Raw genomic sequence first — 23,963 nt, 5'->3', positions numbered from 1 at the left:
TGATAGCGCTATCATTTTGTCCGGGAAGTGCCTGACACTGTATCAAAGAGGGGGGATGATGTATATGCCCGAATATAAAAAAACCATCTTTATAAGGTTTATCATGTCTTACACCATCCTGTGCGTTGTGCTGATTGGCATTATGGGAGGTTATTGGTATACACAAACCAACGGAATCATGGAGGATGAGATTGTTAAAGATAATCAGAACCGGCTGAATTCGGCTAAGAATTATATCGAACAGACGGTATTAGAGAAATATGAAGACAATCTGCAGAACAAAGCTCTTTCCATCCGGTTTATCCAGGAAAATTTCAATTTGAATCTGCTGTTAAACAAGAGCTGGGAGGGGAATTTGAGCCGTATCGCTTCCTTCCGGCAGGATCTTGACTTTTACAGGATCGAAAATGAAGGGCTCAGTAATGTCACGGTTTATTTTCCGGGCAAAAATTATGTGGTGGATGCCAGTAATTTTTATATGAAGACTGAAAATTCGGAAGAAGCGGCGTTTATCTTACAGCTGAACGGGGTGAAGCCCAAAGAATGGATGTTCCGGACATTGGCGGATGGAAGCCAGGTGATGACCTATGTGATTAAACTGCCTTATGAGACACCCGGTGTGCCGACCATGGGGTACTTTTTCATCGATGTAGGAATGGATTATCTTCAGACGGCGGCCGCCCAAATGCTCAGTTCTACGGCTGACCGGCTGTATATCTTCAATCCTTCCGGCCAGGCGGTTCTTCACACCGGTGAGTATGATGAAGTTTTAGGCGGATTGCTGAAGGAAACGATTCACAACCGGCGAAACGGAGAACAGATTATAGAGGAGTCAGAAGGCAAAGCCGTCCTCTCCTATCTGGAGCCGGTCCATTCGGCGCATAATTGGACTTACGCCATGTACCGCCCGATGAATTCTTTTGTACTCTCCTCCGAACAGTTGAAAGAAAGTCTATTTATCAGTTGCGGGGCGGTAGTTCTGTTTGGCTTTTTAATGTCGTTTTTTTTCTCCAAACAATTGTATATTCCGGTAAAGAAGCTGATTATGCAGGTGAAGGGGCTACAATCAACAGGTCCCGCCACATTCCGGGGGAATGAATATGCGTTTATTGGCAGTACCTTTCATCTGATGGAGGAAAAGATAGTGAATCTGGAAACACAAGCGAGAAAAAATGATATGAAAAACCTCTTGATTGGCGTAAGTCTGGAGATAGATTGCGAGCAATTCATTCAACCGGGGTACCGCTATGGCGCAGTCTATCTCCAAGTTCCGGAGGAGGGCAGTGAATGTCTGAAGATGCGTTATGAGCGGGTGGACCGGTCTTTGCACAGCACAGTGGTTCCCTTGAATGAGAAGGAAGCAGCTATTGTTTATTATATTCCTCCACATGAGCAGGACCCGGAAAGGAGTATTATGGCCGATTTGCAGCAAGTCCAGTATGCTGCGGGGAAAGGGTCGAGGTTTGGCGCGGCTATTGGGAGTATAGTAGAAATCCCCGAAGAGCTAGCCGATTCTTATCAGATGGCCAAGCAGGCGGGCAGATATCACTTTTTATATGGAAAGGATGCAATTATTGCCTACTCCAGAGTGATGAAGATGAATTCAGTACCTTACCTGTTTCAATATGATCATTTCAAGAACGCATTGCAAGCAGGGAACCAGGAGGCTGTTAATGATTTTATCAACCATTTCATGGGAGTTATTCAGGATGGCAATATGCAGATTGAGACGGCGGAGTTGGCCCTGCTCCAGCTAATTATGCAGTTGTATCAATCTGTACTCGAGCTTAAGCTGCAGCACTTTCTGCCGCACTCGAATATCTTCGATGAATTGAAAAAAGATACGCTCGCCGATACGGTCGAAGCGATACGGAGACTTTCCATGCAGATTGCGGAACATTTGAAATATTCAGGCAACCATGCGCATACAGATATTATTCGCACTCTGAAGACTTACATTGCAGATCATTTGCATGAAGAGTTATCCCTGCAGATCCTTTCCAAGGAAGTATCCCTCGCTCCCGCTTATATTTCCACACTCTTCAGTGAAGGGACAAAAGAAGCTTTTACTGAATATGTAACCCGGCTACGGCTGGAGAAGGCCGCAGAGCTGTTGCGTACCGAGACGCGTCTCTCCGTGGCGGCCATTGCATTGCAAGTTGGATATCGTAATCCTCAGTATTTTCACAGCAAGTTCAAGTCGCGTTATGGGGTAACGCCCGTTCAATACCGGAACTCGCGGTTGGCAGCACTGGATTCCCTGTCCTTGGATAAAGACTAGTAAATCATAAACAAGGAAAAAGACGAGGTTCATAGGCTGTTGTTTGGAGTATCCTTGAGATACTTTCCAAGCAGCGGCCGTTTTTGTGTAATGATTTCTATATTTTTATACGAAAGAGTGAAAGATTCTATAAAGATTCGAATGAACTTGCAATAGAAAAAGCGTTTTCAAAACTCTAGAATTTGGAGTGTGGTTTGAGGAACTTTGGATTGTTAAGAAAGGAGCAGTTATCATGAACCCGGTGCATAACCCGGAAATTGGCGGCAAGACAACATTGTACAATGACCAGCCGTCAAAAATTGCAGCAACCTGGAGGGAATACAAGAAGTGCAGATATCTTTTTCTGCTGCTTGCTCCGGTATTGATTTGGTACGCCGTTTTTGCTTACGCCCCGATGTACGGTATTCAGCTGGCCTTCAAGGATTTCAGGATCATGGATGGAATCTGGGGCAGCCCATGGGCAGGCTTGAAGCATTTCGAGTTTCTGTTTTTTCAATCGCCCGATTTTTTGAGGATTCTGAAGAATACGGTGATCATCAGCTTTCTTCATATTCTATTCGGATTCCCGGCACCTATTATACTCGCGCTGCTGATCAATGAGATCCGTTCTGGAGCCTTCAAAAGGATTGCGCAGTCGTTGACCTATCTGCCGCACTTTTTCTCCTGGGTTATTCTGTCGGGGATTCTGATCACGCTGCTGTCTCCGTCGACGGGTGTGGTAAATTACCTGCTGCAGCTTGTCGGAGCAGAACCGGTTTATTTCCTGGGCAATCCCAATTCGTTCAGGTTTACACTGGTAACGTCGGCGATCTGGAAAGAGGTGGGCTGGGGGACGATTATTTATTTGGCCGCACTCGCCGGAATCCAGCCTGAAATGTATGAAGCTGCAGTTATGGACGGAGCCAGCCGCTGGAAGCAGACGCTCAGCATTACCCTTCCGACGATTATGCCGGTAATTGTTCTGATGTTTATTCTGCGGATTGGCAGCGTGCTGGACGCCGGCTTTGACCAGATCCTTAATCTTTATTCACCTGCGACCTATAGTGTAGCTGATATTCTGGACACCTATGTGTATAGGGTGGGCTTGCAGAATTTTCAGTTCAGCCTGACGACGGCGGTCGGCTTGTTCAAGAATGTAATCGCCTTTGCTCTGGTTTTGACAACAAACTTTATTTCTAAAAAGCTTGGACAACAAGGGCTCTTTTAACAGAAAATTTCGGATTGGAGGACAAGGCAGTGAAGCAAAGTTTGGGTAGTACCATCTTTCAGGCTTGTTTGATTACTTTTATGATTATTTTATGCATTATTATGTTGTATCCGTTTGTCCATATGCTCTCCATCTCTTTCAGCACACCGGCAGAAGCTTTGAGATTGGGCATACATCTATATCCCCAGAAAGCATCATTGTTTGCCTGGGAGAAGGTGCTGAGCAACCATGACGTCTGGATGGGGTTTGGAAATACGGTGTTTCGTACAGTAATTGGAACGCTTTGCTCGATCCTGTTCATGTCTTTAGGGGCTTATCCGCTTTCCCGTAGATATTTGCCGCACCGCAATGTGTATACGATGCTTATTGTGTTTACGATGTTTTTTAGCGGCAGAATGATTCCTTCCTATTTCCTGATCAAATCGCTGGGGCTGCTGGATTCGCGTCTGGTCTACATTATTCCCGGACTGATCAGTACCTTCTCTATGCTGATTCTGCGCAATTTCTTTCAGAACATTCCCGACGAACTGGAGGATTCAGCCAAAATCGACGGAGCCAATGATCTGCGCATTCTCTTCCAGCTTGTGCTTCCCTTGTCACTGCCTGTCATCGCCACATTGTCGCTATGGTCAGCGGTGGGGCATTGGAACGCCTGGTTTGATGCCGTGCTGTACATTCAGGACCCTGCCAAGCAGGTGCTGCAGACCTTTCTGAGACGGGTGGTTATTACGGGAGAGAATCTGTCCATGTTTGCCGCAGATGTTAAAGGCTCGGAACTGGGTTATGCAGAGCCTATTAAAGCGGCTACGCTGATGTTTACGGCCCTGCCGATTATTGTTGTCTATCCATTCCTGCAGAAGTATTTCGTCAAGGGAACGATGGTAGGGTCGCTTAAAGGCTGACAGCTGTTTGCTCAAGCTGTCTTTAAAGGCAGCTTGTTTAAATAAAATAAAGGTAAAGATTAAAGGGGAGGAAATTTGAAATGAGAAGAAAGAAACTTATCACCGGCATGCTGGGCTTTGCCGTATCGGCGTCGCTTGTTGTGAGCGGTTGCAGCGGCAATAATGCAGCTACAGGAAACAATGAGGGAGAAGCAGCAAAGGTGGGCCAAGAAAAGCCAATCGAAATTAAGATTGCCAACAACTGGAACATCCCCAAAGCCGATAACAATTACGTCCAGAAGTTTCTGGAACAGAAGTTTAATGTGAAATTCAAGAATATTACCTTCGAAACGGCAACCTGGAAGGAACAATTTAACGTCATGCTCGCTTCTGGTGATATTCCCGATATTATCTCTGTGGACGGTACCGTTGGTGATATGGTGCAGTGGGCCGATCAGGGGATTCTTGCGAGTATTACCAAAGAGGAAATTAAGCAATATATGCCTAAATATACGGCTGATGTAGAAAGCGTCGATCCGAAGGCCTGGGACCCGGGCACTTATAACGAGAAGAACTGGGGTGTCCCGAAAGTATGGGGTGAAGGTGCGACAGGCTTTATTCCGGCTTACAACGGACAATGGCTGAAGGCGATTGGCTACACTGAACCGCCGAAGGATCTGAAGGAGCTTGAAGACGTTCTGACCAAATTTACGAATAATGATCCCGATGGCAACGGCAAAAAGGATACCTATGGAATGACAGGACGGGGCAAGGATGCGCAGGCACAGCTGTTCAACACTGTATTTGCAGCCTATGGCGTGGCTCCTTACCAGTTTAAACTGGACAAAGACAACAAAGTGACTTATGGAGCCATTACGGAGGAAGCCCGCCATGCGCTGAAGCTGTTGAATGAATGGTATAAGGCAGGCATTATCGATCCCGAGTTTATCACAGACGGCAACGGCGAAATTCAAACCAAGTTTGTCAGCCTGCGCACAGGTATTATTGAAACCGGAATGTGGCATCACCTGTATGAAGACGGTTTCTTTGGCCTAATCTCCAAGGATAAGGGGATTGAGCTTGTTCCAGGGGTAGCGTTCACCGGTCCGGAAGGCAAGAAATATGCGATGGCTAATGGAGCCTTGCAGCCCCCGCTGTTATTCGGTGCACAGCTGGAGAAGGATGAGGCTAAACGGATCAAAATTCTGCAAATTCTGGAATATGTCACTACCGATGAAGAAGGCTATTTGACCACGGTATTTGGTGAACAAGGCAACTCTTATAATCTGGAGGGTGATTTGGCGGTAGTTACGGAAGCGGCAACGGGAACGGAATTAATGAATGAGTTAGGTACGGGCTACTATAATCCTTTTGGGGCCAAGGTTAATTCGATGATGAAGCACCACTATTCTCCGGAAAAGCTTGCTTTTAAGGAGAAAGTGACGAATGTGGAGGGGTTAACGGTACTAACCGATCTGATGCAGTCGACGGTGATGACGACAAAAGCGCAATATGAGGCCATCCTGAATACACTGCAGGCCCAGTATTATATCAAAGCGATCTCCGGTGAAGCCAACACAGAGAAAGACTTTGATGATTTCCGCTTGCAGTGGCTCAATTCAGGCGGACAGGCTGAAATTGATGAGGCCCAAAAGATTCACGAGGAACGCAGTAAATAAAAGCTAAATGAAGCAATGAATTAAGCGTGCTCTCCAATTAAAGCGTAAACAAGCTGAGACCTTTTTATAAAGGCTCGGCTTGTTTTTGTGCTGCGTGTTTACTGTCATTGAGACTGAAGCAAAGAGATCTGTCTCGCCAGATAAAGCGGTGAATAGGGCATGTCATTGCGGATCCAGGAAATGATCGTGCCAATCATGGCGGAAGAAATGTACCAGACAGCGATTTCTCTTGGGATGGTTGTGTAGGGGACCGTGTGGCTGTTCTCCTTGTTGTCCAGACGGGCGGAGATGAATTCCCCGATTAGCCTGAATAAGGGATCTCTAAAGATCGTACTCTGTCTGGAAGTGAGAATAACCTTGTAGAATCTGGCGTGATCGGCAATATGTTGCAGAAGATTCTCAAATGCAGGCCAGTTCTCCTGTTCATCCGTCTCTGTTGTCTCTGCACTGCTGGTCATCACCTGACGGATGTCCCTGACCATATCATCTGCCATTTTATCCAGCATGTCCGGGAGATCCCGATAATGCAGATAAAAGGTAACGCGATTGATTTTGGCCCGCTGTGCAATAGAGTTTACCGAAATTTTCTCGATATCCATTTCCTCGAGCAATTCAATTACAGCATCTCTAAGTAATTGGCGTGTGCGGAGTACGCGTGGGTCTGTGCGAGGTGTTGGCTGGTTCATTTATATCTCTCCAATCTGTTTTTTAATTTATAAAACTACATTTTAGGCAGATATGTAGTTTTTTTGAGGAAGAAACTACATATGTTCAGACAATGTAAACTAAAATACGTTTTTTCTGAAATCGTAGCTTGCTTACATGAGAATTTCATTTATAATTTAATAAATATAATGTAAACTATACAACACATTGTATATTAAGTACATGATTTAAGATTTGAAAGGATGGAGTGGAGTGAAGAAAGAGAGTGATCTAAAAGGCGTTTCCATCAAAAAGGGTCCCATTTTGTTTATTATGATTTTGGGGGCTTTTCTTGCGACGCTGAATCAAACGATAATGAGTGTAGCCGTACCTGAATTAATGAATGATTTTAACATTTCGGCTGCAACCGCCCAGTGGCTGACCACAGGTTACTTGCTGGTTAACGGTGTGCTGATCCCCATTACGGCCTATTTAATGCAGCGCTTCACTACGCGTGAGCTTTTCCAAGCTTCCATGTTTATTTTTCTGGCTGGAACGATTGTATCAGCGCTTGCGACCAACTTTCCTGTTCTGCTGACCGGACGGATGATTCAGGCCGCAGGTGCAGGGATTATCATGCCGCTGCTGATCAATGTTATTTTGACCCTTTTCCCTCCTGATAAGAGGGGAGCAGCCATGGGCATGGTAGGGTTGGCTATTATATTCGCTCCTGCCATTGGACCTACACTGGCTGGTTATATTCTGGAACATTACAGCTGGGAGACGATGTTCTATGGAATGATACCACTGACTGTTATTGTTATCGTCTGTGGATTTATTTATCTGACCAATGTATCGAAACGCTCTTATCCCAAGATTGACATGGTCAGCGTCCTGCTTTCAACCATCGGTTTCGGGACGCTCCTGTATGGCTTCAGCAGAGCTGGCAGCCTAGGATGGTCGAGTGCGGAGGTACTCTTGTCAATCGGTGCAGGCCTTGTTTCCCTAGGCTTGTTTACTTGGCGTCAACTGGCCTCCGACAACCCGCTGCTGGATCTCCGGGCCTTCAAGTACAACATGTTCTCGTTAACGACCATCATCAGTATCGCGGTTACGATTGTGATGTACGCGGACATGATGCTGCTTCCTCTATACCTTCAGAATGCCCGGGGTTATACTGCCATGGAGTCCGGGTTGCTGCTGCTTCCGGGTTCATTGGTGATGGGACTATTGATGCCGGTAACCGGGAAGCTGTTTGACCGGTTCGGGGCGAAATGGCTGTCTATAATCGGTATGCTGATTATGGTAGCTACGACCTTAAGCTTTGTTAATTTAACGGACTCAACCGATTACACCTATCTGGTTCTCATGTCAACGGGGCGGCGGATCGGAATGGCTATGCTGCTGATGCCGATACAAACCGCAGGTTTAAATCAATTGCCTTCGAGACTTAATGCGCATGGTACAGCCATCTCCAATACCGTTAGACAAGTGGCTGGTGCTGTAGGGACTTCTCTGCTTGTTACTGTAATGACCAGTCGGACTACAGCTCATTTGCAGGATATGCTGGCTGCAGGCGGTGCAATGGATTCCAAAATGAAAGTGGATGCTTCTATCCAGGGAATCAATGACGCTTATCTCGTTATCGTTGGAATCGGCATCATTGGTTTGCTGCTCACCTTCTTTATCAAACGTGTGGGGCAAGCCTCTGAACCAGAGACAGAAATAAAGTTCAAAAAGATGATTGTTGAAAAAGGATAAGGTTCACCTTATCCCTATATGCTTCGATTTCTCACAGAAACGGTTGCCGTCCCTAAAGGGGCGGCAAAGCTGTTTCTCTTTTTTTGCGCTGATCAGGGATCATAAAGGATACGGTTGTGCCGGCACCTGGTTCACTATCTATATCCAATCCTTGTCCATACAGCTGTGTCAGCCGCCGGTTCGTGTTGAGAATTCCAATCCCTTCCGACGGATAACGGTTGAGATCCAGCAACTGACGGATCTGCTCCTTGGTCATTCCTTTGCCGTTATCTTGTACTTCAAAAGCGGTGAGCCCTTCCCGGCGGCTGATACGGACCTGAATCGTCCCTCCTTGTGCCTGGCTCAGCAGACCGTGTCTGACAGCATTTTCTACCAGTGGCTGAAGCGTGAGTGGAGGAATCAGCAGATCTACCCCTTCCTGAATATCCCATTCGACGTTCAGCCGTTCTTCAAATCGGGCTTTCTCTATAAATAAGTAGGCTTGAACCAATTCCAGCTCATGGGATAAACCGACCAGATGATGCGAGTTCATGAAATCAAAGCTGATCCGTAAATAGGAGGAGAAGGCTTCGCCCAGGTCACGCATCTTCGGCAGATCCAGTTCACTTAAAGCCATCAGCGAATTCAATGTGTTGAACAGAAAATGAGGCTGGATTTGGGCCTGCAAATAGGCAGCCTCCATCCGCTGATGTTCATCAACGGATTGTTTAAGCCCTGTCAACGAACGGACCCGGTATTTCAGCTCCAATGCATCCACCGGCTTGGCGACATAATCATTGGCGCCGGACAAGAATCCGGTATAAATATCCTCCGGTTGATTGCGGGCGGTCAACAGCAGAATGGGAAGCTCGGATGCGGAGAAATACTGGCGCACATTCCGTGTCAGTTCATAGCCGGACATATGCGGCATCATCACATCGGCGATCAGCAAATCCCAAGGCTGCGTGCCCAGCAGCTCCAGCGCTTCGTGCGCACTTACAACTGCTGTGAGTTCAACATGCTCGCCGGAGAGCATGTTGGCGAGCACCTTAAGATTAATAGGGTCATCATCCACGGCAAGAATAAGACTTCTCCTTGCGGCAGCCTGAAGCTGCGGGGATGCCTGAGGGTCCAGCATAACAGGTGAACTGTTCCGCTGGAGAGGGTTAATCCATGTGGCATGACCCGCTGTAAGCGGCTCAATGTCAGCTGTGGAGCTCTGCAGGTGAACAGTTGTCTGTTGTCCGGAAGAATCTGCCAAAGGAAGCGTGAAAGTGAAAACAGAACCCTTTCCAGGCTGCGATTCAACGACAAGGTCTCCGTGATGAAGTTCAGCCAACTGCTTGCTGATGCTCAGTCCAAGTCCGATTCCGCCGCCGTCATTAATGCCCATACTCCCTTGTTCATAGGGGGAGAATATACGTTTTTGCGTTTCCTGGTCGATACCTTCACCTGTATCGGAAACAGAGATGGCTGCGTATTTCCCTGAAATCTCTGCCCTAACAGTAATAGTTCCTTCCTGTGTGTATTTAATGGCGTTGTGCAGCAGATTAAAGAGAATCTGCACCATTCGCTTCTCGTCCCCCAGAACGGGCGGCATGAAAGGGGAGATCTTATTTATCAGCTGCAGATTCTTGCCCTCTGTCATAAATCCGAACATATCCATGACCCCGCTGACTAGCGATTGGATAGCCAGCGGCTCGCGCTGCAGCACAATCCGTTTGTCCTTCAGCCGGGTCACATCCAGCAGGTCGTTCAGCAGATGCGACATCCGGCGGCCGATGGTAATCAGCAATTCCATATCCTTATTGCTGTGCGGGTCCAGCATTGTTTTCTCCCTGGATGCCACAGTTTGGGCAATGCTGATGATTCCGTGCAACGGTGTTCTCAGTTCATGTGAGGTATTCGCCAGGAACTGGTCCTTCAGCCGGTCACCCTCCTGCAGTTGCCTGGTTAACTGGAGATTGTCCTCGGAGTTGCGGAAATAACGCTTGAACCAATAAGCCGAGAATCCGATAATTGACGCTATAATATCAATCGGATAATACAGGATAGTCCATTGTCCCTTGGACTGTACAACCCCCCATAATATACTGGACACGATAGCGGCTGCCGCAAGCAGCAGAAAGACAGCATCTTCCTTCTTTTTCACAACCATTTGGGTAATGTAATAAACTACTCCCGCTATGGGAAGCAGGTAGAGCCAGGTGAAGATTGGTAGGGTATAAAAGATGTATTCTGCAGGCGCAGCTAGCAGAAACAGGCTGTACAGAAGCAGAACCCCGACATATCCTTTAAGCAAGCGGCCGGCTTGTTCCTTGCCGGAGAAGCTGCGGCTCAGAAGCAGCATGAAGCAGGATAATCCGATGTAAGACAGGAGTTTGAGCTTCAGCGTCCATGTATAATTAATCGGCAGCCAGCGCAGCAGGAGGATATCATTGTCAGTGACTATGGACAGACTTACGGCAGTAAGCAACATGAAAAACAGCAGGAAAGCTTTTTGCCTAGGATTGAAAAAGAAGAGTATACCGGCATAAAAAGCATGCAGCATCAGAATCACGAAGGTAACCAACTGGAACCCGATTGAATACCAGTGTTCAGTGTCAATGGCAGCCTGAGACCCGAAACGAATGGAACGCACAATGCCGCCTTGATGCGGATGATCGTAATTGGAGGATCGGACCAGCAGCTCAATTTCCTGCTTGCCCTCTGCGTTATAGGTGGCAAGATAGGATGAAGCGTTGGGACTGTAATCGTTCTTGTGCTTCCCCAGTCTGCCAAAGGCCTGTTCTGCCTGTCCGTTGATTTCGATAACGGAAGCTGCCTGGATGCGTTGAATCCAGAATCCGTAAGGCTGATTGAGCGGCTGGTCGATCAGGATACGGAGCCTGTAAGTTCCGTAGCCAAATGAAGGATGCTCCCCTTCAGGAAAGGCAGCGGACCAGTCGCCGGGAACCTGTGTATATTTCTGCAGATTCCGGGATTGAGCTGTATTATCACCATACGTAATGAACTGTCCGGGGTAAAATTCCCATTCCCCATCCAGCTTGATGGATCGGGAATCCTCGAAATTCCATCCGCGCAGATCCATAACTCCTTGCTTGGCCAGGGGATGCTCCGGTGTAACATAGGTTGTGAACCACAGGAAACGCAGCGTAATCAGAATAGCCAAATAGAACAGCAGCAGCAAAATGTATTTTAGATTGATCTTGTTAAGTCTCTTCATCATAAAGTCTTCAATTCGACATGTATTGAGGGTTTCCTTCTACGTACCCGGTGATAAAGTGCTTTTTCGGTCCTAACCGTAAATAGCCAACCTCAGATATCCTAAGGTTGGCTATTTACGGTTTCAGTCTATCAAATCAGAAGGTGGACTTACTGCTGCTTCGCATACCATTCCGAGAATTGTTTCTGGTATTCAGCGATGTACTTGTCAATGCCCGCCCCTTTCAGTCTTTCCAGTGCTTTAGGGAAAGCCGTGTCATAATTGCTGAAGCCGCTACCGATCGGCGCCAAATATTCGGTGAATACGCCGTTAAGCTTCGTTTCTTCATTCTTGACCGGAGTATTGTCGAAATTGAAGCCGGCGCCCTTCGAGATTATAGCTCCATCGTCCCAGGCTTTGTATTCGGCAATGAACGCGTCCGGTACGGTGTTGTCAAATCGCATGAAATTTTTATTCATCAGCAGCCAGTCCGGAATGAGTGAATCGGTAGTGAGCTTGGTCAGGCGCCCGTTCTCATCCAGCTTGTAATCGGTGTCCTTGATCCCGTAAGCAAACAGGTCATAGAGCTCCTGGTTCTTCTGCAATAGATTGAAGAACATAACATAACGTTCGGGGTCCTTGGCTGCGGCAGAAACAAAGAAAGCTGAGCTGTAGGTACCGCGGCTAATTTTCGGGCGTCCTGTGCCAAGGAAATAGTTGGTCAGCTTCGCCCCCGGCACTGCCTGTGAAATCGTAGCAGCCCCTTCAAATGGACGGGCTGCTGTTCCGGCCCAGAACATGGCCTTGCCGGAATTCCAGTCGGACTGCAGCTGCGGAATATTGGTGGCTGCATATTTCGGGATGATGTCGTTATCGAACCAGCTCTGCATCAGTTTGGCATAGTCCTTGAACTCCTCAGTTTCAAACCAGCTGATGATCTTATCATCCTGGACTGATTCATCCAGAGCAATGAAGTCATTCTGCCAGTACAGGTTCTTGTCCGTATATTCGTACTGCAGCATCCGGCGGGCATCTGTGTTGGCATAACCGATCAACTCGGGATGCAGCGCATGAGCCTTGTCGTAGAATTCCTCCAGCTGCTTAAGCGAAGAAATTTCAGTCATTCCGGTTTCTTCAAGCAAGTCCTGTCTGACAAGAGCACTGTAGAATTCTGCCGAATTCGGCTTATTGCCTACGGGAATGGCATACTGCTTGCCTTCAAGCTGGAAGGCTTTGAAGGAAGCTTCATCGACAGTGCCGCTTAAATCTGCGGCAGCCTTCACATAGGGTGTGAGATCAGTGTACAGCCCTTTGGCAACCGATTTGACCATATAATTGGCATCGGTATAGGTCGCGAAGTCTTCCCCTGTGGACAGCATCAGATCGGTTTTGCCGCCGCCATATTCAGTCCAGGGGAGGAACTGGAATTCGACTTCTGCATTGATCTCTTTCTTGATTGCATCGTAGAATTCGGTCTTGGCCAGTTCCTTCATCCGGTTGGACTCTTCGCCGTAGAGCACGATTTTGAGCTTGGCGGGAGCAAGGGAGCTGCCTCCTCCAGTGTTGTTTTCCGGCGTAACGTTAGCGCTTTCACCATTTCCTTGGGAGCAAGCGCTTAACAGCAGCAGTGACGTCAGCAGCAAGCTTGCCCAACCTTTTTTCTTTTTCATCATGAACCCTCCTGATTAGGAATCTGTATTCTTATGCTGCATCTATTGAAGTGGCCTTGGCTCCCTTTACCCATTGTACAACAACCTGGGAAAAGGGGGCATAAGCCTGGTGCAACCAAATGCTGGACAGCCAAGGGGCATTTATCCCTTGACCGATCCGACGATAATACCTTTGACGAAGAAGCGCTGGAGAAAAGGATATAGAATGGCTATCGGCAGGACCGTCAGGCAGGTCATTGCCATTTTGGCGGTCTCCAGTGGAGGGGATATCACTACCCCGCCAACCTGGGCGGCATTGCCGGAAGCCAGAAATTGAATATTGGCCATCATGTTGTACATCAAATATTGAATGGTGTAGAGATCCTGATCGGTCACCAGCATCAGCGGCAGATAGAAATCATTCCAGAACTGCAGTGCATAGAAGAGCGAAATGGTGACCAGTCCAACCCGGCCCAGCGGGATCATAATGCTGAAGAAGATCCGCAGGTGGCCAGCGCCGTCGATTTGTGCGGACTCCACAATCTCATGGGGAATGCTGCGGAAATAGTTCGCCATCAGGAACATCAGAAATACGCTCAACAGGTAAGGAACGATCAGCCCGGCAAGTGTATCGCCCAGGTGATAATATTTGGTGCTCAGCAAATACCATGGCAGGGTTCCGCCGCTGAACAGCATGGTGAAATAAGCGAAGAAGGAGAAGAAATTTTTGAGCCGGAAGCTTTTGACGGAAATGACGTAAGCATAGGCCGTGGTAACCAGGACAGCCGAAACCGTGCCCAGTGCTGTAACCATAACGGATATGGAGTAACCCCGCAGAATCTGCTCCGCTTTGGAGCCGAACAGGAATTGATAGGTTTCAAGCGTGAAACCTCTGGGCCAGAAGGAATATCCTTCTGCCGCAATCCGGGATTCCGTAGACAATGAGCCAGATACCGCAAGAACAAAAGGAACCAGGCATACCACTGAGAATAGCGCGATAAAAAAATAAAAGAAAATGAGAAGTCCTTTACTATCGTTAGTGTGCATCGTATCAGTCTCCTAGAATAATTTGCTGTCTTTGTCATACCAGCCTGCCAGCTTGTTGGCGGCAAGCACCAGGATGAAGCCAAAGACGGATTGATAGAGCGTGATGGCTGAAGCGAAACCGAACTCGCCGGAGCGGATTGCTGTGCGGTATACATAGACGTCGATGATGTCAGTCGTAGGCAGCAGCAGCGGATTCAAGAACGTTACGCCCATAATCATGCTCAGATCGCCCTTCAGCATGCCTCCGATACTAAGCAGGGATAACAGGATAATGGATGGAATCAGCATGGGTAGCGTGATTTTGGTGATGATCTGCCATCTGGAGGCTCCGTCAATCCGTGCGGCTTCATAATAGGAGGGATCTATGCCCTGCAGCACCGCGTAGTAGATAATGGCTCCGTATCCGGCGCTTTTCCAAATATTGGCCAGAACGAGAATGACGACGAACAGCCAAGGGCTGGAGTACCAATCTACCTGTGCGATTCCAAGTGAACTGAAGAGCTGGTTCAGAATGCCTTTGTCATAATCAAGCAGGGAGAAGAGAACCGCCCCGATAATAATCCAAGAGATGAAATAAGGGAAAAACATCACACTCTGCGTCACTTTAATAAATCCCTTGCTGCGAAGTTCGTTCAATATAATGGCAATGGAAACGGAGAAAAAGGTGCCGGTTACCATATAAAGCGCATTCAACATTACCGTATTGCGTGTTGCCCTCAGAGCGTCCTCCATACTGGAGAAGAAGAATTCGAAATTGGCAAAGCCCGACCAGGGGCTGCCGAAAATCCCGTCGTTGAAGTTGTAATTTTTGAATACGAGAATCAGTCCGCTCATGGGCAGGTAGGCAAAAAGAATCAGTACGACAATGCCTGGAAGAGCAAGAAGATACAGTGACCCGTCTTTCCTGAGCGATTTGATCCACTTTCTCTTTTTGGATGCGGGCGTCCTTATCGAATGAAGCCTACTTGTATCCGGTGAAACCTCTTGCATCATTACTATTTCACTCCTTTATGCTGGCTTGATCATGGGTTCCCCGTTGAAGCAGGAGAACGATTTACAAGACAAATCATAATCCAGATCAAAATGTAAACGCTATCATAATAAACGAAAAAGAGTTAAAAAAAGCGTACTTCAAGGGCTTAAAAAAAGTGAAATGTTATCAATATTTTGTTTATTTGCTTGTTAACAGCACCAAAAAAGGGATATCTCAGCCGCTGGCGGCTAAAAGATATCCCTTGATGATGTTCACATTAATCCTCTTTATGCAGGATGTGGTTCATCCTCCATTTGGAAGGGGTGGCTCCATAACGCTTTTTGAACTGGGTGGTAAAATAGGTGCTGCTGTTGTAACCGACTTCCTCGGCTATCTCCCGGATATCCATATCCAGACCGCTGACTAGCAGAAGTTGAGCCTGCTCCAGGCGCAGCAGGTTGACAAAATCGGGAAAACTGCTGCCTACAGCGTCCGTAATCAGTCTGCTGAGATAAGCGGGACTGATGGCAAGCTTATCGGCAAGACTGTTCAGGGAGAGCTTGGGATCACTATAATGCTCTCTGATATAGCCGATGGCTTCAGCGGCAAGACTGCGTGTCTCTACAGCGAGCATGCTGCGCATTCGCTCATGTGCGGAACCACAGCATTCCTCCAGCCAGGCGCGCAGCTGTCCATAGCTTTGGAGCTGCCATATCTGCTGATAATTGTCCAAAAAACCGGAATGCTGGATAGCGGCTTTGAACTCGGCAGTCCGGCTCAGCTCAACTGCAAGTCTGGATAAGGCAAGGGTGGCCATCTCGGCCTGGTAGCTGCAGCAAACTGCCAGCAGCCGTTCGGCAGACTGCGGAATATTGGCAGTCTGATCAGGCTGTTTCACAGCCTGTAGCAACGGTTCAAGTGCGCTGTCGGGAATCGGACTGCTGTTCAGGTGGATGGTATCATCGGAAAATACAATGTTAAGCTGCTCATGAAATTTAACATGCTGCAGACTGTCCGCAGCCTGATCATATTGATCCTTCAGCAGATTCAGATCATGGGAAAATCCGCTGATCCCAAAGCTGCAGCATGCACCCGACACAGGCCGGAATGCCGCAATGGCCTCCCATTTGCTGCGGTATGAGGCATAATCGGTGAAATTGCCCTCCTGCTGCTCACTGAGAATCAGCACGCCAGATCCCTTATGGGGGCTATAAGCCTGAACCGTCGCGATTTCGGCGAACACAGCCCGGATGAAGGCGGTAAGCTCTTCAACCGTGTCGGAGCAGCCCATGAGCGGAGCTTGCGGATGTACGGCCAGAACACAGACGCAATACACGCCTCCGGTGGCGCCTATGCTTGCCATGGGGGCCTCGCTGCTGCCTGCAGAGCGGGGAGTGAGCAGCCAGCGGATCAATGCACTGTCGTTGCTCTCTCTCTTCAGCTGCTGAAGTGTGGAGGCAATAGCCTCCAGTTCGAGATTGGCTGTATCCACATCCGTACCGTTCCTTAAGGCCTCTTCATTGCCCGAGAGATGGACAATATTCCCGAACAGACGCCCAATGGGCTTGTAGATGCTGCGGGAGATCATCCTGGCGCTGAGGCTGGCGGCCAGGATCAGCGCCAGGCACAGGCCAATCATCAGATTACGGGCATTGGAAATATTGCGTATGCTGTCTTTATAGGAGGTTTCGGAGAGAAACCAGAGCTTGTCCGCCGTTGAGTAGACATAAGTGATCAGTCGAGGCTCCCCGGATTCTTTCCAGACGAAGGAGCCCGTATGGGCAGAGGCAGAGACGATTCTGTCCAGCATCTGCGGATCAAAATGGCTGTCCGAGAGTGTATTATGCATAAGCACACGGGCATTCTGGTCCAGTACCGCGTAGCGTGTCACTTCAGCTCCGCTCTGCGAGAACAGGTTGTTCTGCAGCTTGCTGAGATTGACTGTAATAGCAACCGCTCCGTTATATTCGCTGTCTGCAAAGGCCCGGTCATTATAAAAAATGGTCAGCAGTGTCTTGGACAATCCATTGTTTAAGGTAGCCTCCCACAGAAACGGCGATTCTACAATGCGGCTGTCACGCACGCGGTTGAACAACTCCTGTTTCGATTCGGGGCTCAGCGGCATATTCTCGAACATAGCCACAGGCTCGTTCAGCCCGAAAATGTAGGCGTTCTCCAAATACTGGTTCACTACAAGCGCCCCGCGGATCTGACTGAGGGCGCTGTACAGCTGATCGCTCCAACTGGTATCACCGCTCATCATCAGAGCATTGATATTGGGATTGGCATAGAAGTCCATGGTGTAATTCTGGACGATCTCTTTATAATTCATAAATACGGTTTCCGTATTCAGTAACACATTCTGGTTAGCCTTATCGATATTATCTATGGATATATGCCTGAACCAGTAAAAGATGACAACAGCGAGCACAAGAATGGAACATACTGAAATCAAGGTAAGGCTCATAAAAAAACGGGTGTACATGCTCTTTCGCTTTCCCAAGATGATCGCCCCTTTACGTAATCCTACTATACCTATTCTAGAAGGACAAGCTTACTGTTGACAATCTGTAAATGGTGAGTCATATAGCATGTAAGTATAAAAAACTATAAAAAGAACATAAAAAGCGAAAGAAAATTGAATACACATGAACTATAATTGGTGGTGCTTACATTTCAATCATTTTGAGGAGGATCTTAGTTTTGAGAACATTCCGCAATCCTGTACTGCCCGGATTTTATCCTGATCCCTCAGCCATACGTGTCGGAGAGGATTACTATCTTGTGACCTCAAGCTTCGAATTTTTCCCGGGTGTTCCCATTTTCCACAGCCGCGATATGGTCAACTGGCGCCAGCTTGGCCATGTGCTTGACCGTCCTTCACAATTGAACCTGGATGATACGCTTCCGTCGATGGGCATCTGGGCGCCGACTATCCGTTACCATGACGGTCTCTTCTACATGATCACTACTTATGTTGACAATGATAAGAACCAGCATAATTTCTATGTAACAGCGGCCGATCCTGCAGGAGACTGGTCCGATCCGGTCTGGCTGGAAGATGCGCCGGGTATTGATTCCTCGCTGTTCTTCGACGAAGATGGGAAGGTCTATTATACCGGAAACCGTGTCCCGCCGGAGGGGCAGGATTATCCTAAGCATATGGATATCTGGCTGCAGGAAATTGACCTTGCGCTAGGGAAGCTTGTCGGACCCAAGCACAGCATATGGCAAGGCGCGCTCAAGGTTGCCCATGCCCAGGAAGGGCCGCATATCTACAAGATCGGTGCTTGGTATTACGTGCTTATTGCCGAAGGCGGAACAGGCCATACCCACGCGATTACGATTGCCAGAAGCCGGTCCGTGACCGGACCCTATGAAGGTCATAAGGCTAATCCGATCCTGACCCACCGTCATCTGGGCCGGGCGTATCCCATCGTCAATGTAGGCCATGGAGAGCTGATCGAGACACAGCACGGAGACTGGTGGATGTTCTGCCTCGCTTCACGGACCTGCGGCGGATATTACCGCAACCTCGGCCGTGAAACGTTTCTGACACCTGTCCAATGGGAGAATGAGTGGCCTGTGGTCAATCCGGGCAAAGGAGTGCTGGAACTGAATTCTCCGGCTCCCGATCTTCCGGAGACACGCTGGCCGCAGCTTCCGGCGCGGGATGATTTCGATGATAAGATATTGTCCCTTGTCTGGAACTTTCTGCGCACGCCGCGCGGAGAATTCTGGAGCTTGGAGGAGCGGCCTGGAGCGCTGCGGCTGCACTTGAAGCCTGAGCAGCTCTCCCGGGTCAGCAACCCTTCCTTCGTCGGAAGACGCCAGCAGCATCTGAGCTTCAGGGCGGCTGCGGATATGGCGTTCAAGCCCGCCGCAGAAGGGGAAGCTGCCGGTATTGTGCTGATGCAGAATGCCGATAACCACTTCCGGTTCGAGCTTGTGCTGCAGGAAGGAGAAGCGGTACTCCAGTTGACAGAGCGCCGTGGCGGCAGCGAGCAGGTGCTTGCTTCTGTGGCATATTTACTGGGCAAGGTACAATTTAAGGTAGAGGCCAGAGGGCAGGATTACAGCTTCTATTACAGATCCGGTGAGGCCGAGAAATGGATCGCGCTCTACGAACAGGCCGATGGAAGAGTGCTCAGCACGGATCTGGCCGGTGGCTTCACAGGTGCATATATCGGGATGTACGGCAGCTCCCAAGGCGCAGAGAGTGCCAATTATGCCGATTTCGACTGGTTCAGCTATGAAGAAATAGATTAAAGGAGCGAAGGATGAACTTATCCCCCTATCGCGATGAAGGACGCGATTTGGCATCCTTGCGGTATTGAAGAGGGGTTAGGCCGGTTGCCTTCTTGAAGGTTTTGTTGAAATGGGAGAGATGTTCAAAGCCGACGGAAGAGGCGATTTGCTGAATCTTGTCTGCTGTCTCACTGAGCTGGCGTTCGGCTTCCTTGACCCGCATGTGTACAATGTATTCGCGGAAATGAAAACCTGTCAATCGGTGGAATACCCGGCTCAGATAGGAAGGACTAATGAAAAAGTGCTCGGCGGTTGCCTCAAGTGAAAGCGGCTGGCGGTAATGTGCACGTATATAGGTGGCTACATCTGTCACCAGGCCATGAAGGGGATGTTTGGTTGTGGCGGAGCCGGAGGCGGATACGCTCTCCGACCGCTGCAGCAAGATCATCAATTCCGCCAACAGGGTGGCTACACACGTCTCGTAATACGGCCGGCGCATCCGGCATTCGTCCAGCATCCGTGCCATCAGATCTTCCGCTTCCTTCTGCTCACGCAAGGTTAGACGAAACAGGCGGAATCTGAGGCCCTGCAACCAAAGGGCTTCCTTCTGCAGTGAACGAGGGAGCAGTTCCGGGTTATAATTGATCAAAATCCGTTCAAACTCAGCGATCTCGGAGCTTGCTGTCGCATGGAGTTCCCCGGAGGGGATGAGGATTAATTCTCCTTTGTGCACGGTAACCACCCGGTTGTCTACAAAATATACCCGTTCTCCTTCAATCAAATAATAAAGTTCAATCAAATCATGGTTATGAGGACGCGGCATGGCTGTAATGCCTTTGCGCTTCATCTGCTGAATGCTGAATTTGCCTTCTTCAATTATGTATTTGGGATTGGGACCAGTAACAGGGTTCATACATTCCCTCTTTTCTCCAGAGCGTTACCGTTTATTATAGAGTAAACAATGAGGATTGTGAAAGGAGCAGCCTATGCTTATTACAGTTTCTGCAAGTGGCGGCGAAGGATTCAGCAGCTTACAAGAAGCGTTGGATTCTATTCCCCGGGGGTATCAGTCAGCAGTGACCATTCGCATTAAACCCGGCATCTATGAGGAGAAAGTTACGGTGGCCTCCGAAGCTCCGCCCATTCTGCTGCTTGGCGAGGACCCGCATTCCACGATCATTACCTGGAATGACAACGCCCATACGCCTGGGCCCGGCGGAGAAGCGATGGGAACGTTCCGAACAGGGACACTAAGTATATTTGCGGAGAACTTTACTGCGGAGAATCTCACTATCTCGAATGCTTCAGGTCCCGGAACAGGACAGGCAGTGGCGGCATTCGTGGATGCCGGACACGCGGTATTCCGGCGCGTCAGACTGCTCGGCGATCAGGATACGCTGTATGCCGGACAAGGCAAGCAGTATTACGATGAATGTTATATTGAAGGGGATGTGGACTACATCTTTGGCGGAGCGACAGCGTTATTCGAACGCTGTCATCTGCACAATAAGCGGTCCAGAGGTTATATCACGGCCGCGTCCACCCCGGAGGATGCGGCCTACGGTTATGTGTTCCTCGATTGCCGAATTACCGGAGGTGAAGGAGTCGGCGAGGTGTATCTTGGACGCCCTTGGCGTCCCTTTGCCCATGTAGCCTTCATCCGCACGGTTATGGATGCATCGGTTATTGGAGAAGGCTGGCATAACTGGGGGCAGCCCGACAGGGAGCAGAGCAGCCGGTATGAAGAATATGAGAGCAGCGGTCCCGGTGCCGATCCGCAAGCGAGGGTGAAATGGTCCAGGCAGCTGACTTCAGAGGAGGCGGCGGCATTCCGGGTGTTGTCCATACTGGATGGCTGGCATCCTGAAGGCTACTAAGCCATGTGTGCTGATAGTGAATTCAAGGGGGAATGCAGAATGGAATCCTTGGAGCAATATATGAAGCAGCTGACCGGATCGGCGCCTCAGGCCTTGTCTTATTCCGGCAACCCTCCATTTCCTGCTTGGCGGACGAGGTTGGCGGCAAGCTTCGTAGAGCGTCTCGGCGGCTTCCCGGAGCATAAGGAGGAGCTTGACCCGGTACTGCTGGAGCATGTGGATTGTGCCGGTTATATCCGGCAACGGATAGAAATTACCACCTATGAAGGAATGCGGATGCCGCTGTACGTGCTGATTCCTGAAACTCCGCTCTCCCGGCCTGCACCTGCCGTGCTGGCTATTCATGGACATGGCTACGGCAGCCGGGAGATTGTCGGCCTGAACCCGGATGGCTCTGCGCGTCAGGATGATCCTGGTCTGCATAAGGATTTTGCCGTTTCGCTGGTCAAGCAGGGCTTTGTCGTCGTGGCCCCGGAGCTGTTCGGCTTTGGGGACAGGCGGCTTGAAGACGACAGGAGGAGCGCCGATCCAGCTAAGAATTCCTGCTTCGTCCTGTCATCTGCGCTGCTGATGAGAGGGCAGACCATGGCAGGCTACCGCATCTATGAGACTATCCGTGCGCTGGATTATACGATCACACGCACAGAGGTGCTGAGCAGCGCGATAGGGATGATGGGAATCTCGGGGGGCGGGCTGGTAGCGGGGTTCACCGCCGCACTTGATGAACGGATTGGCTGTGCGGTTGTCAGCGGGTACGCGAACACCTTTACAGCAAGTATTCTCGCGCGCAGTCATTGTCTCGACAATTACATTCCTGGTATTCTGCTGGATGCTGAAATGCCTGACCTATTGGGGATGATTGCCCCGCGCGGCTTGTTTCTGGAATCCGGAGTCAAGGACCATCTGTTTGGTCCCGCCGCTGCAAGGCAAGCCTTCGAGCGATTGAAGCTTATCTATGAAGCGGCGGGCTGCGGAGGGCAAGTGGAGGCAGATGTGTTTGAAGGCGGGCATGAAATCCACGGAGAGCCGGCATTTACCTGGCTGCGCAGGCAGCTTGCTGACCGTTGAGCAGCCGAATGGATGTAGCTGGAATACAAGCGACAGGAGGAACAGAGATGTCAACAACAGAAACCCGAAGCGTGAGCTGGTCCCGCAAAATCGCGGACACGATTCTGAAAGAATGCAATCAACAAGGTGAACATGAATTCGTATTGGAACGGTGGGCATACGTGCCAGGGATGCTGCAAATGGCGATGGCCAGGGCGGGTGTAAAGCTTGCGGAACCCCGGTTCTTATCCTATATGCAGCGGCACATGGACAGCTTCATTGGAGAGGACGGTTCTATCCGTACGTACTCGCTGGAGGAATATAATCTAGACCAGATCAATCAGGGCAAAAACCTGTTTCTATTATATGAAGAATCCCGTGAAGCCCGTTACGCGGAGGCGGCACATTTACTAGCGGCACAATTAATCGGGCAGCCCCGAACCTCCGAGGGAGGCTTCTGGCACAAGAAGGTGTACCCTTTCCAGATGTGGCTGGACGGCTTGTATATGGCATCGCCATTCCTTGCGGAATATGGCAGAGTATTCGAGCGTCCTGAACTGCTCGACGAAGCGGCACATCAGCTGCTGCTGATTGAACGCAGAACACGTGATCCGCGCACCGGCCTGCTGTATCATGGGTGGGACGAATCGAAGGAGCAGGAATGGGCGGATGCAACGACTGGGTTGTCTGCTCATTTCTGGAGCCGGGCTGTGGGTTGGTATGTTATGGCCGTTGTCGACTGTCTGGAGCATTTCCCGGTAACGCATCCGAAACGGGGAACGATCATCGGCATCTTCCAGCGCTTGTGCGGCGCGCTTCTGAAGGTCCAGGATCAGGAAACGGGGCTATGGTATCAAGTGCTGGACCAGGCGGGACGCAAGGGCAACTATCTGGAGGCTTCCGGCTCTTGTATGTTTGTCTACGCCATGGCCAAAGCGCTCAGACTGCGGTATCTTGAGCCTTCTTTCAGAGAAGGCATGTTCAAAGGCTATGAGGGAATACTCGCTCACCTGGCGGAAGAGGATGAGCAAGGGGTGCATCTGCATCGAATCTGCCATGGCGCCGGACTAAGCATAGACCGCAACGGTTCCTACGACTATTATATTTCAGAGGCTGTACTTTCCGATGTACCGATGGGCATGGCGCCATTTTTGCTGGCTGCCCTTGAGGTGGAACGCTATCAGGAAATGCTGAAAGACCCTCATCCATCCTTTTAATTGCTTCCCCAACAAGCAGTGTTTCCCGAGTGATCGGAGAAGCACTGCTTTTTTTGAAATATAAGAATTTATAGGTTCCACGCTTCGGAAGCATAAGCTTTGCAGAGGACGGCAAAGCCGTTTCTACTTGCGTGGACAGAATACTCTCGACGGAGACTTCTAAATTAAATATTATATTTTAGCTTTGACTTTCAGTGCAATCGCATATAAGATAACTAATAGGTCTATGAATGATAATCATTATCAGTTAATCGATAATGATTATCA

Annotated in this window: 16 protein-coding genes; 9 read left to right on the top strand and 7 right to left on the bottom strand. The window is 49.3% G+C overall.

Annotated elements, in window-relative coordinates; translation table 11 throughout:
* Positions 1-64: 64 nt before the first annotated feature.
* The 4 genes from B9T62_RS22120 (at position 65) to B9T62_RS22105 (ending at position 6,048) form a co-directional block, all read left to right on the top strand.
* Positions 65-2,281: a helix-turn-helix domain-containing protein gene (locus B9T62_RS22120; RefSeq protein WP_157793964.1), complete on the top strand. Its 2,217-nt coding sequence runs from the start codon at positions 65-67 to the stop codon at positions 2,279-2,281.
* Between the two features lie 232 nt (positions 2,282-2,513).
* Positions 2,514-3,488: an ABC transporter permease gene (locus tag B9T62_RS22115; RefSeq protein ID WP_087917281.1), complete on the top strand. Its 975-nt coding sequence runs from the start codon at positions 2,514-2,516 to the stop codon at positions 3,486-3,488.
* A 29-nt stretch (positions 3,489-3,517) separates the two neighbouring features.
* On the top strand, positions 3,518-4,390 hold the full coding sequence (locus tag B9T62_RS22110) for a carbohydrate ABC transporter permease (protein ID WP_087917280.1): 873 nt from the start codon (positions 3,518-3,520) through the stop codon (positions 4,388-4,390).
* Between the two features lie 80 nt (positions 4,391-4,470).
* Positions 4,471-6,048, top strand: coding sequence for an extracellular solute-binding protein (locus tag B9T62_RS22105; protein WP_087917279.1), 1,578 nt, complete (start codon positions 4,471-4,473; stop codon positions 6,046-6,048).
* A gap of 104 nt (positions 6,049-6,152) precedes the next feature.
* Here B9T62_RS22105 and B9T62_RS22100 read toward each other — a convergent pair whose 3' ends face one another.
* A complete protein-coding gene (locus B9T62_RS22100; RefSeq protein WP_087917278.1) occupies positions 6,153-6,734 on the bottom strand; it encodes a TetR/AcrR family transcriptional regulator in 582 nt (193 codons plus the stop codon).
* 292 nt (positions 6,735-7,026) lie between these two features.
* Here B9T62_RS22100 and B9T62_RS22095 point away from each other — a divergent pair, with 292 nt between their 5' ends.
* A complete protein-coding gene (locus B9T62_RS22095) occupies positions 7,027-8,454 on the top strand; it encodes a DHA2 family efflux MFS transporter permease subunit (protein WP_087920364.1) in 1,428 nt (475 codons plus the stop codon).
* A gap of 52 nt (positions 8,455-8,506) precedes the next feature.
* On the opposite strand, the gene B9T62_RS22090 is transcribed toward B9T62_RS22095, so the two are convergent.
* The 5 genes from B9T62_RS22090 to B9T62_RS22070 all read right to left on the bottom strand — a co-directional run bounded on the left by B9T62_RS22090 (position 8,507) and on the right by B9T62_RS22070 (position 17,810).
* Entirely contained in the window at positions 8,507-11,662 is a 3,156-nt protein-coding gene (locus B9T62_RS22090) for a hybrid sensor histidine kinase/response regulator (protein WP_087917277.1), read from the bottom strand.
* 146 nt (positions 11,663-11,808) lie between these two features.
* Positions 11,809-13,311: a DUF3502 domain-containing protein gene (locus B9T62_RS22085; protein ID WP_087917276.1), complete on the bottom strand. Its 1,503-nt coding sequence runs from the start codon at positions 13,309-13,311 to the stop codon at positions 11,809-11,811.
* A gap of 138 nt (positions 13,312-13,449) precedes the next feature.
* Positions 13,450-14,334, bottom strand: coding sequence for a carbohydrate ABC transporter permease (locus B9T62_RS22080; RefSeq protein WP_087917275.1), 885 nt, complete (start codon positions 14,332-14,334; stop codon positions 13,450-13,452).
* Between the two features lie 12 nt (positions 14,335-14,346).
* The gene (locus tag B9T62_RS22075; RefSeq protein ID WP_087917274.1) at positions 14,347-15,327 is read right to left on the bottom strand and encodes an ABC transporter permease; all 981 of its coding nucleotides are present in this window, start codon (positions 15,325-15,327) and stop codon (positions 14,347-14,349) included.
* 257 nt (positions 15,328-15,584) lie between these two features.
* Entirely contained in the window at positions 15,585-17,810 is a 2,226-nt protein-coding gene (locus B9T62_RS22070; protein WP_157793963.1) for a helix-turn-helix domain-containing protein, read from the bottom strand.
* Between the two features lie 200 nt (positions 17,811-18,010).
* Between B9T62_RS22070 and B9T62_RS22065 the strand changes: the two genes are divergently transcribed.
* On the top strand, positions 18,011-19,576 hold the full coding sequence (locus B9T62_RS22065; protein ID WP_087917272.1) for a glycoside hydrolase family 43 protein: 1,566 nt from the start codon (positions 18,011-18,013) through the stop codon (positions 19,574-19,576).
* A 25-nt stretch (positions 19,577-19,601) separates the two neighbouring features.
* Here the strand turns inward: B9T62_RS22065 and B9T62_RS22060 are convergent, their stop codons facing one another.
* Positions 19,602-20,468 carry an AraC family transcriptional regulator gene (locus tag B9T62_RS22060; RefSeq protein WP_087917271.1) on the bottom strand — a complete coding sequence of 289 codons (867 nt, stop codon included), beginning with the start codon at positions 20,466-20,468 and terminating at the stop codon, positions 19,602-19,604.
* Between the two features lie 73 nt (positions 20,469-20,541).
* Here B9T62_RS22060 and B9T62_RS22055 point away from each other — a divergent pair, with 73 nt between their 5' ends.
* Genes B9T62_RS22055 through B9T62_RS22045 form a run of 3 tightly spaced genes read left to right on the top strand, consistent with a single transcriptional unit; the run spans position 20,542 to position 23,696 of the window.
* Complete coding sequence (locus tag B9T62_RS22055; protein ID WP_087917270.1) at positions 20,542-21,432, top strand: pectinesterase family protein; 891 nt, start codon at positions 20,542-20,544, stop codon at positions 21,430-21,432.
* A gap of 39 nt (positions 21,433-21,471) precedes the next feature.
* Positions 21,472-22,500, top strand: coding sequence for an alpha/beta hydrolase family protein (locus B9T62_RS22050; RefSeq protein WP_087917269.1), 1,029 nt, complete (start codon positions 21,472-21,474; stop codon positions 22,498-22,500).
* Positions 22,501-22,547: 47 nt separating this feature from the next.
* Positions 22,548-23,696: a glycoside hydrolase family 88/105 protein gene (locus tag B9T62_RS22045; RefSeq protein ID WP_087917268.1), complete on the top strand. Its 1,149-nt coding sequence runs from the start codon at positions 22,548-22,550 to the stop codon at positions 23,694-23,696.
* Positions 23,697-23,963: the final 267 nt, after the last annotated feature.

Origin of the sequence: Paenibacillus donghaensis, from assembly GCF_002192415.1 — a bacterium.
In the GTDB taxonomy this organism is placed as follows: domain Bacteria; phylum Bacillota; class Bacilli; order Paenibacillales; family Paenibacillaceae; genus Paenibacillus_AQ; species Paenibacillus_AQ donghaensis.
The sequence above is the reverse complement of the archived record's forward strand: the minus strand, read 5'-3'. Positions and strand labels throughout refer to the sequence as shown.

Bases quoted from the DNA above. Each gene is read 5' to 3' on its own strand.
- B9T62_RS22060 (WP_087917271.1), bottom strand. From the start codon at position 20,468: ATGAACCCTGTTACTGGTCCCAATCCCAAATACATAATTGAAGAAGGC.
- B9T62_RS22100 (WP_087917278.1), bottom strand. From the start codon at position 6,734: ATGAACCAGCCAACACCTCGCACAGACCCACGCGTACTCCGCACACGC.
- B9T62_RS22075 (WP_087917274.1), bottom strand. From the start codon at position 15,327: ATGATGCAAGAGGTTTCACCGGATACAAGTAGGCTTCATTCGATAAGG.
- B9T62_RS22120 (WP_157793964.1), top strand. From the start codon at position 65: ATGCCCGAATATAAAAAAACCATCTTTATAAGGTTTATCATGTCTTAC.
- B9T62_RS22095 (WP_087920364.1), top strand. From the start codon at position 7,027: ATGATTTTGGGGGCTTTTCTTGCGACGCTGAATCAAACGATAATGAGT.
- B9T62_RS22045 (WP_087917268.1), top strand. From the start codon at position 22,548: ATGTCAACAACAGAAACCCGAAGCGTGAGCTGGTCCCGCAAAATCGCG.
- B9T62_RS22085 (WP_087917276.1), bottom strand. From the start codon at position 13,311: ATGATGAAAAAGAAAAAAGGTTGGGCAAGCTTGCTGCTGACGTCACTG.
- B9T62_RS22080 (WP_087917275.1), bottom strand. From the start codon at position 14,334: ATGCACACTAACGATAGTAAAGGACTTCTCATTTTCTTTTATTTTTTT.
- B9T62_RS22090 (WP_087917277.1), bottom strand. From the start codon at position 11,662: ATGATGAAGAGACTTAACAAGATCAATCTAAAATACATTTTGCTGCTG.
- B9T62_RS22050 (WP_087917269.1), top strand. From the start codon at position 21,472: ATGGAATCCTTGGAGCAATATATGAAGCAGCTGACCGGATCGGCGCCT.
- B9T62_RS22115 (WP_087917281.1), top strand. From the start codon at position 2,514: ATGAACCCGGTGCATAACCCGGAAATTGGCGGCAAGACAACATTGTAC.
- B9T62_RS22105 (WP_087917279.1), top strand. From the start codon at position 4,471: ATGAGAAGAAAGAAACTTATCACCGGCATGCTGGGCTTTGCCGTATCG.
- B9T62_RS22055 (WP_087917270.1), top strand. From the start codon at position 20,542: ATGCTTATTACAGTTTCTGCAAGTGGCGGCGAAGGATTCAGCAGCTTA.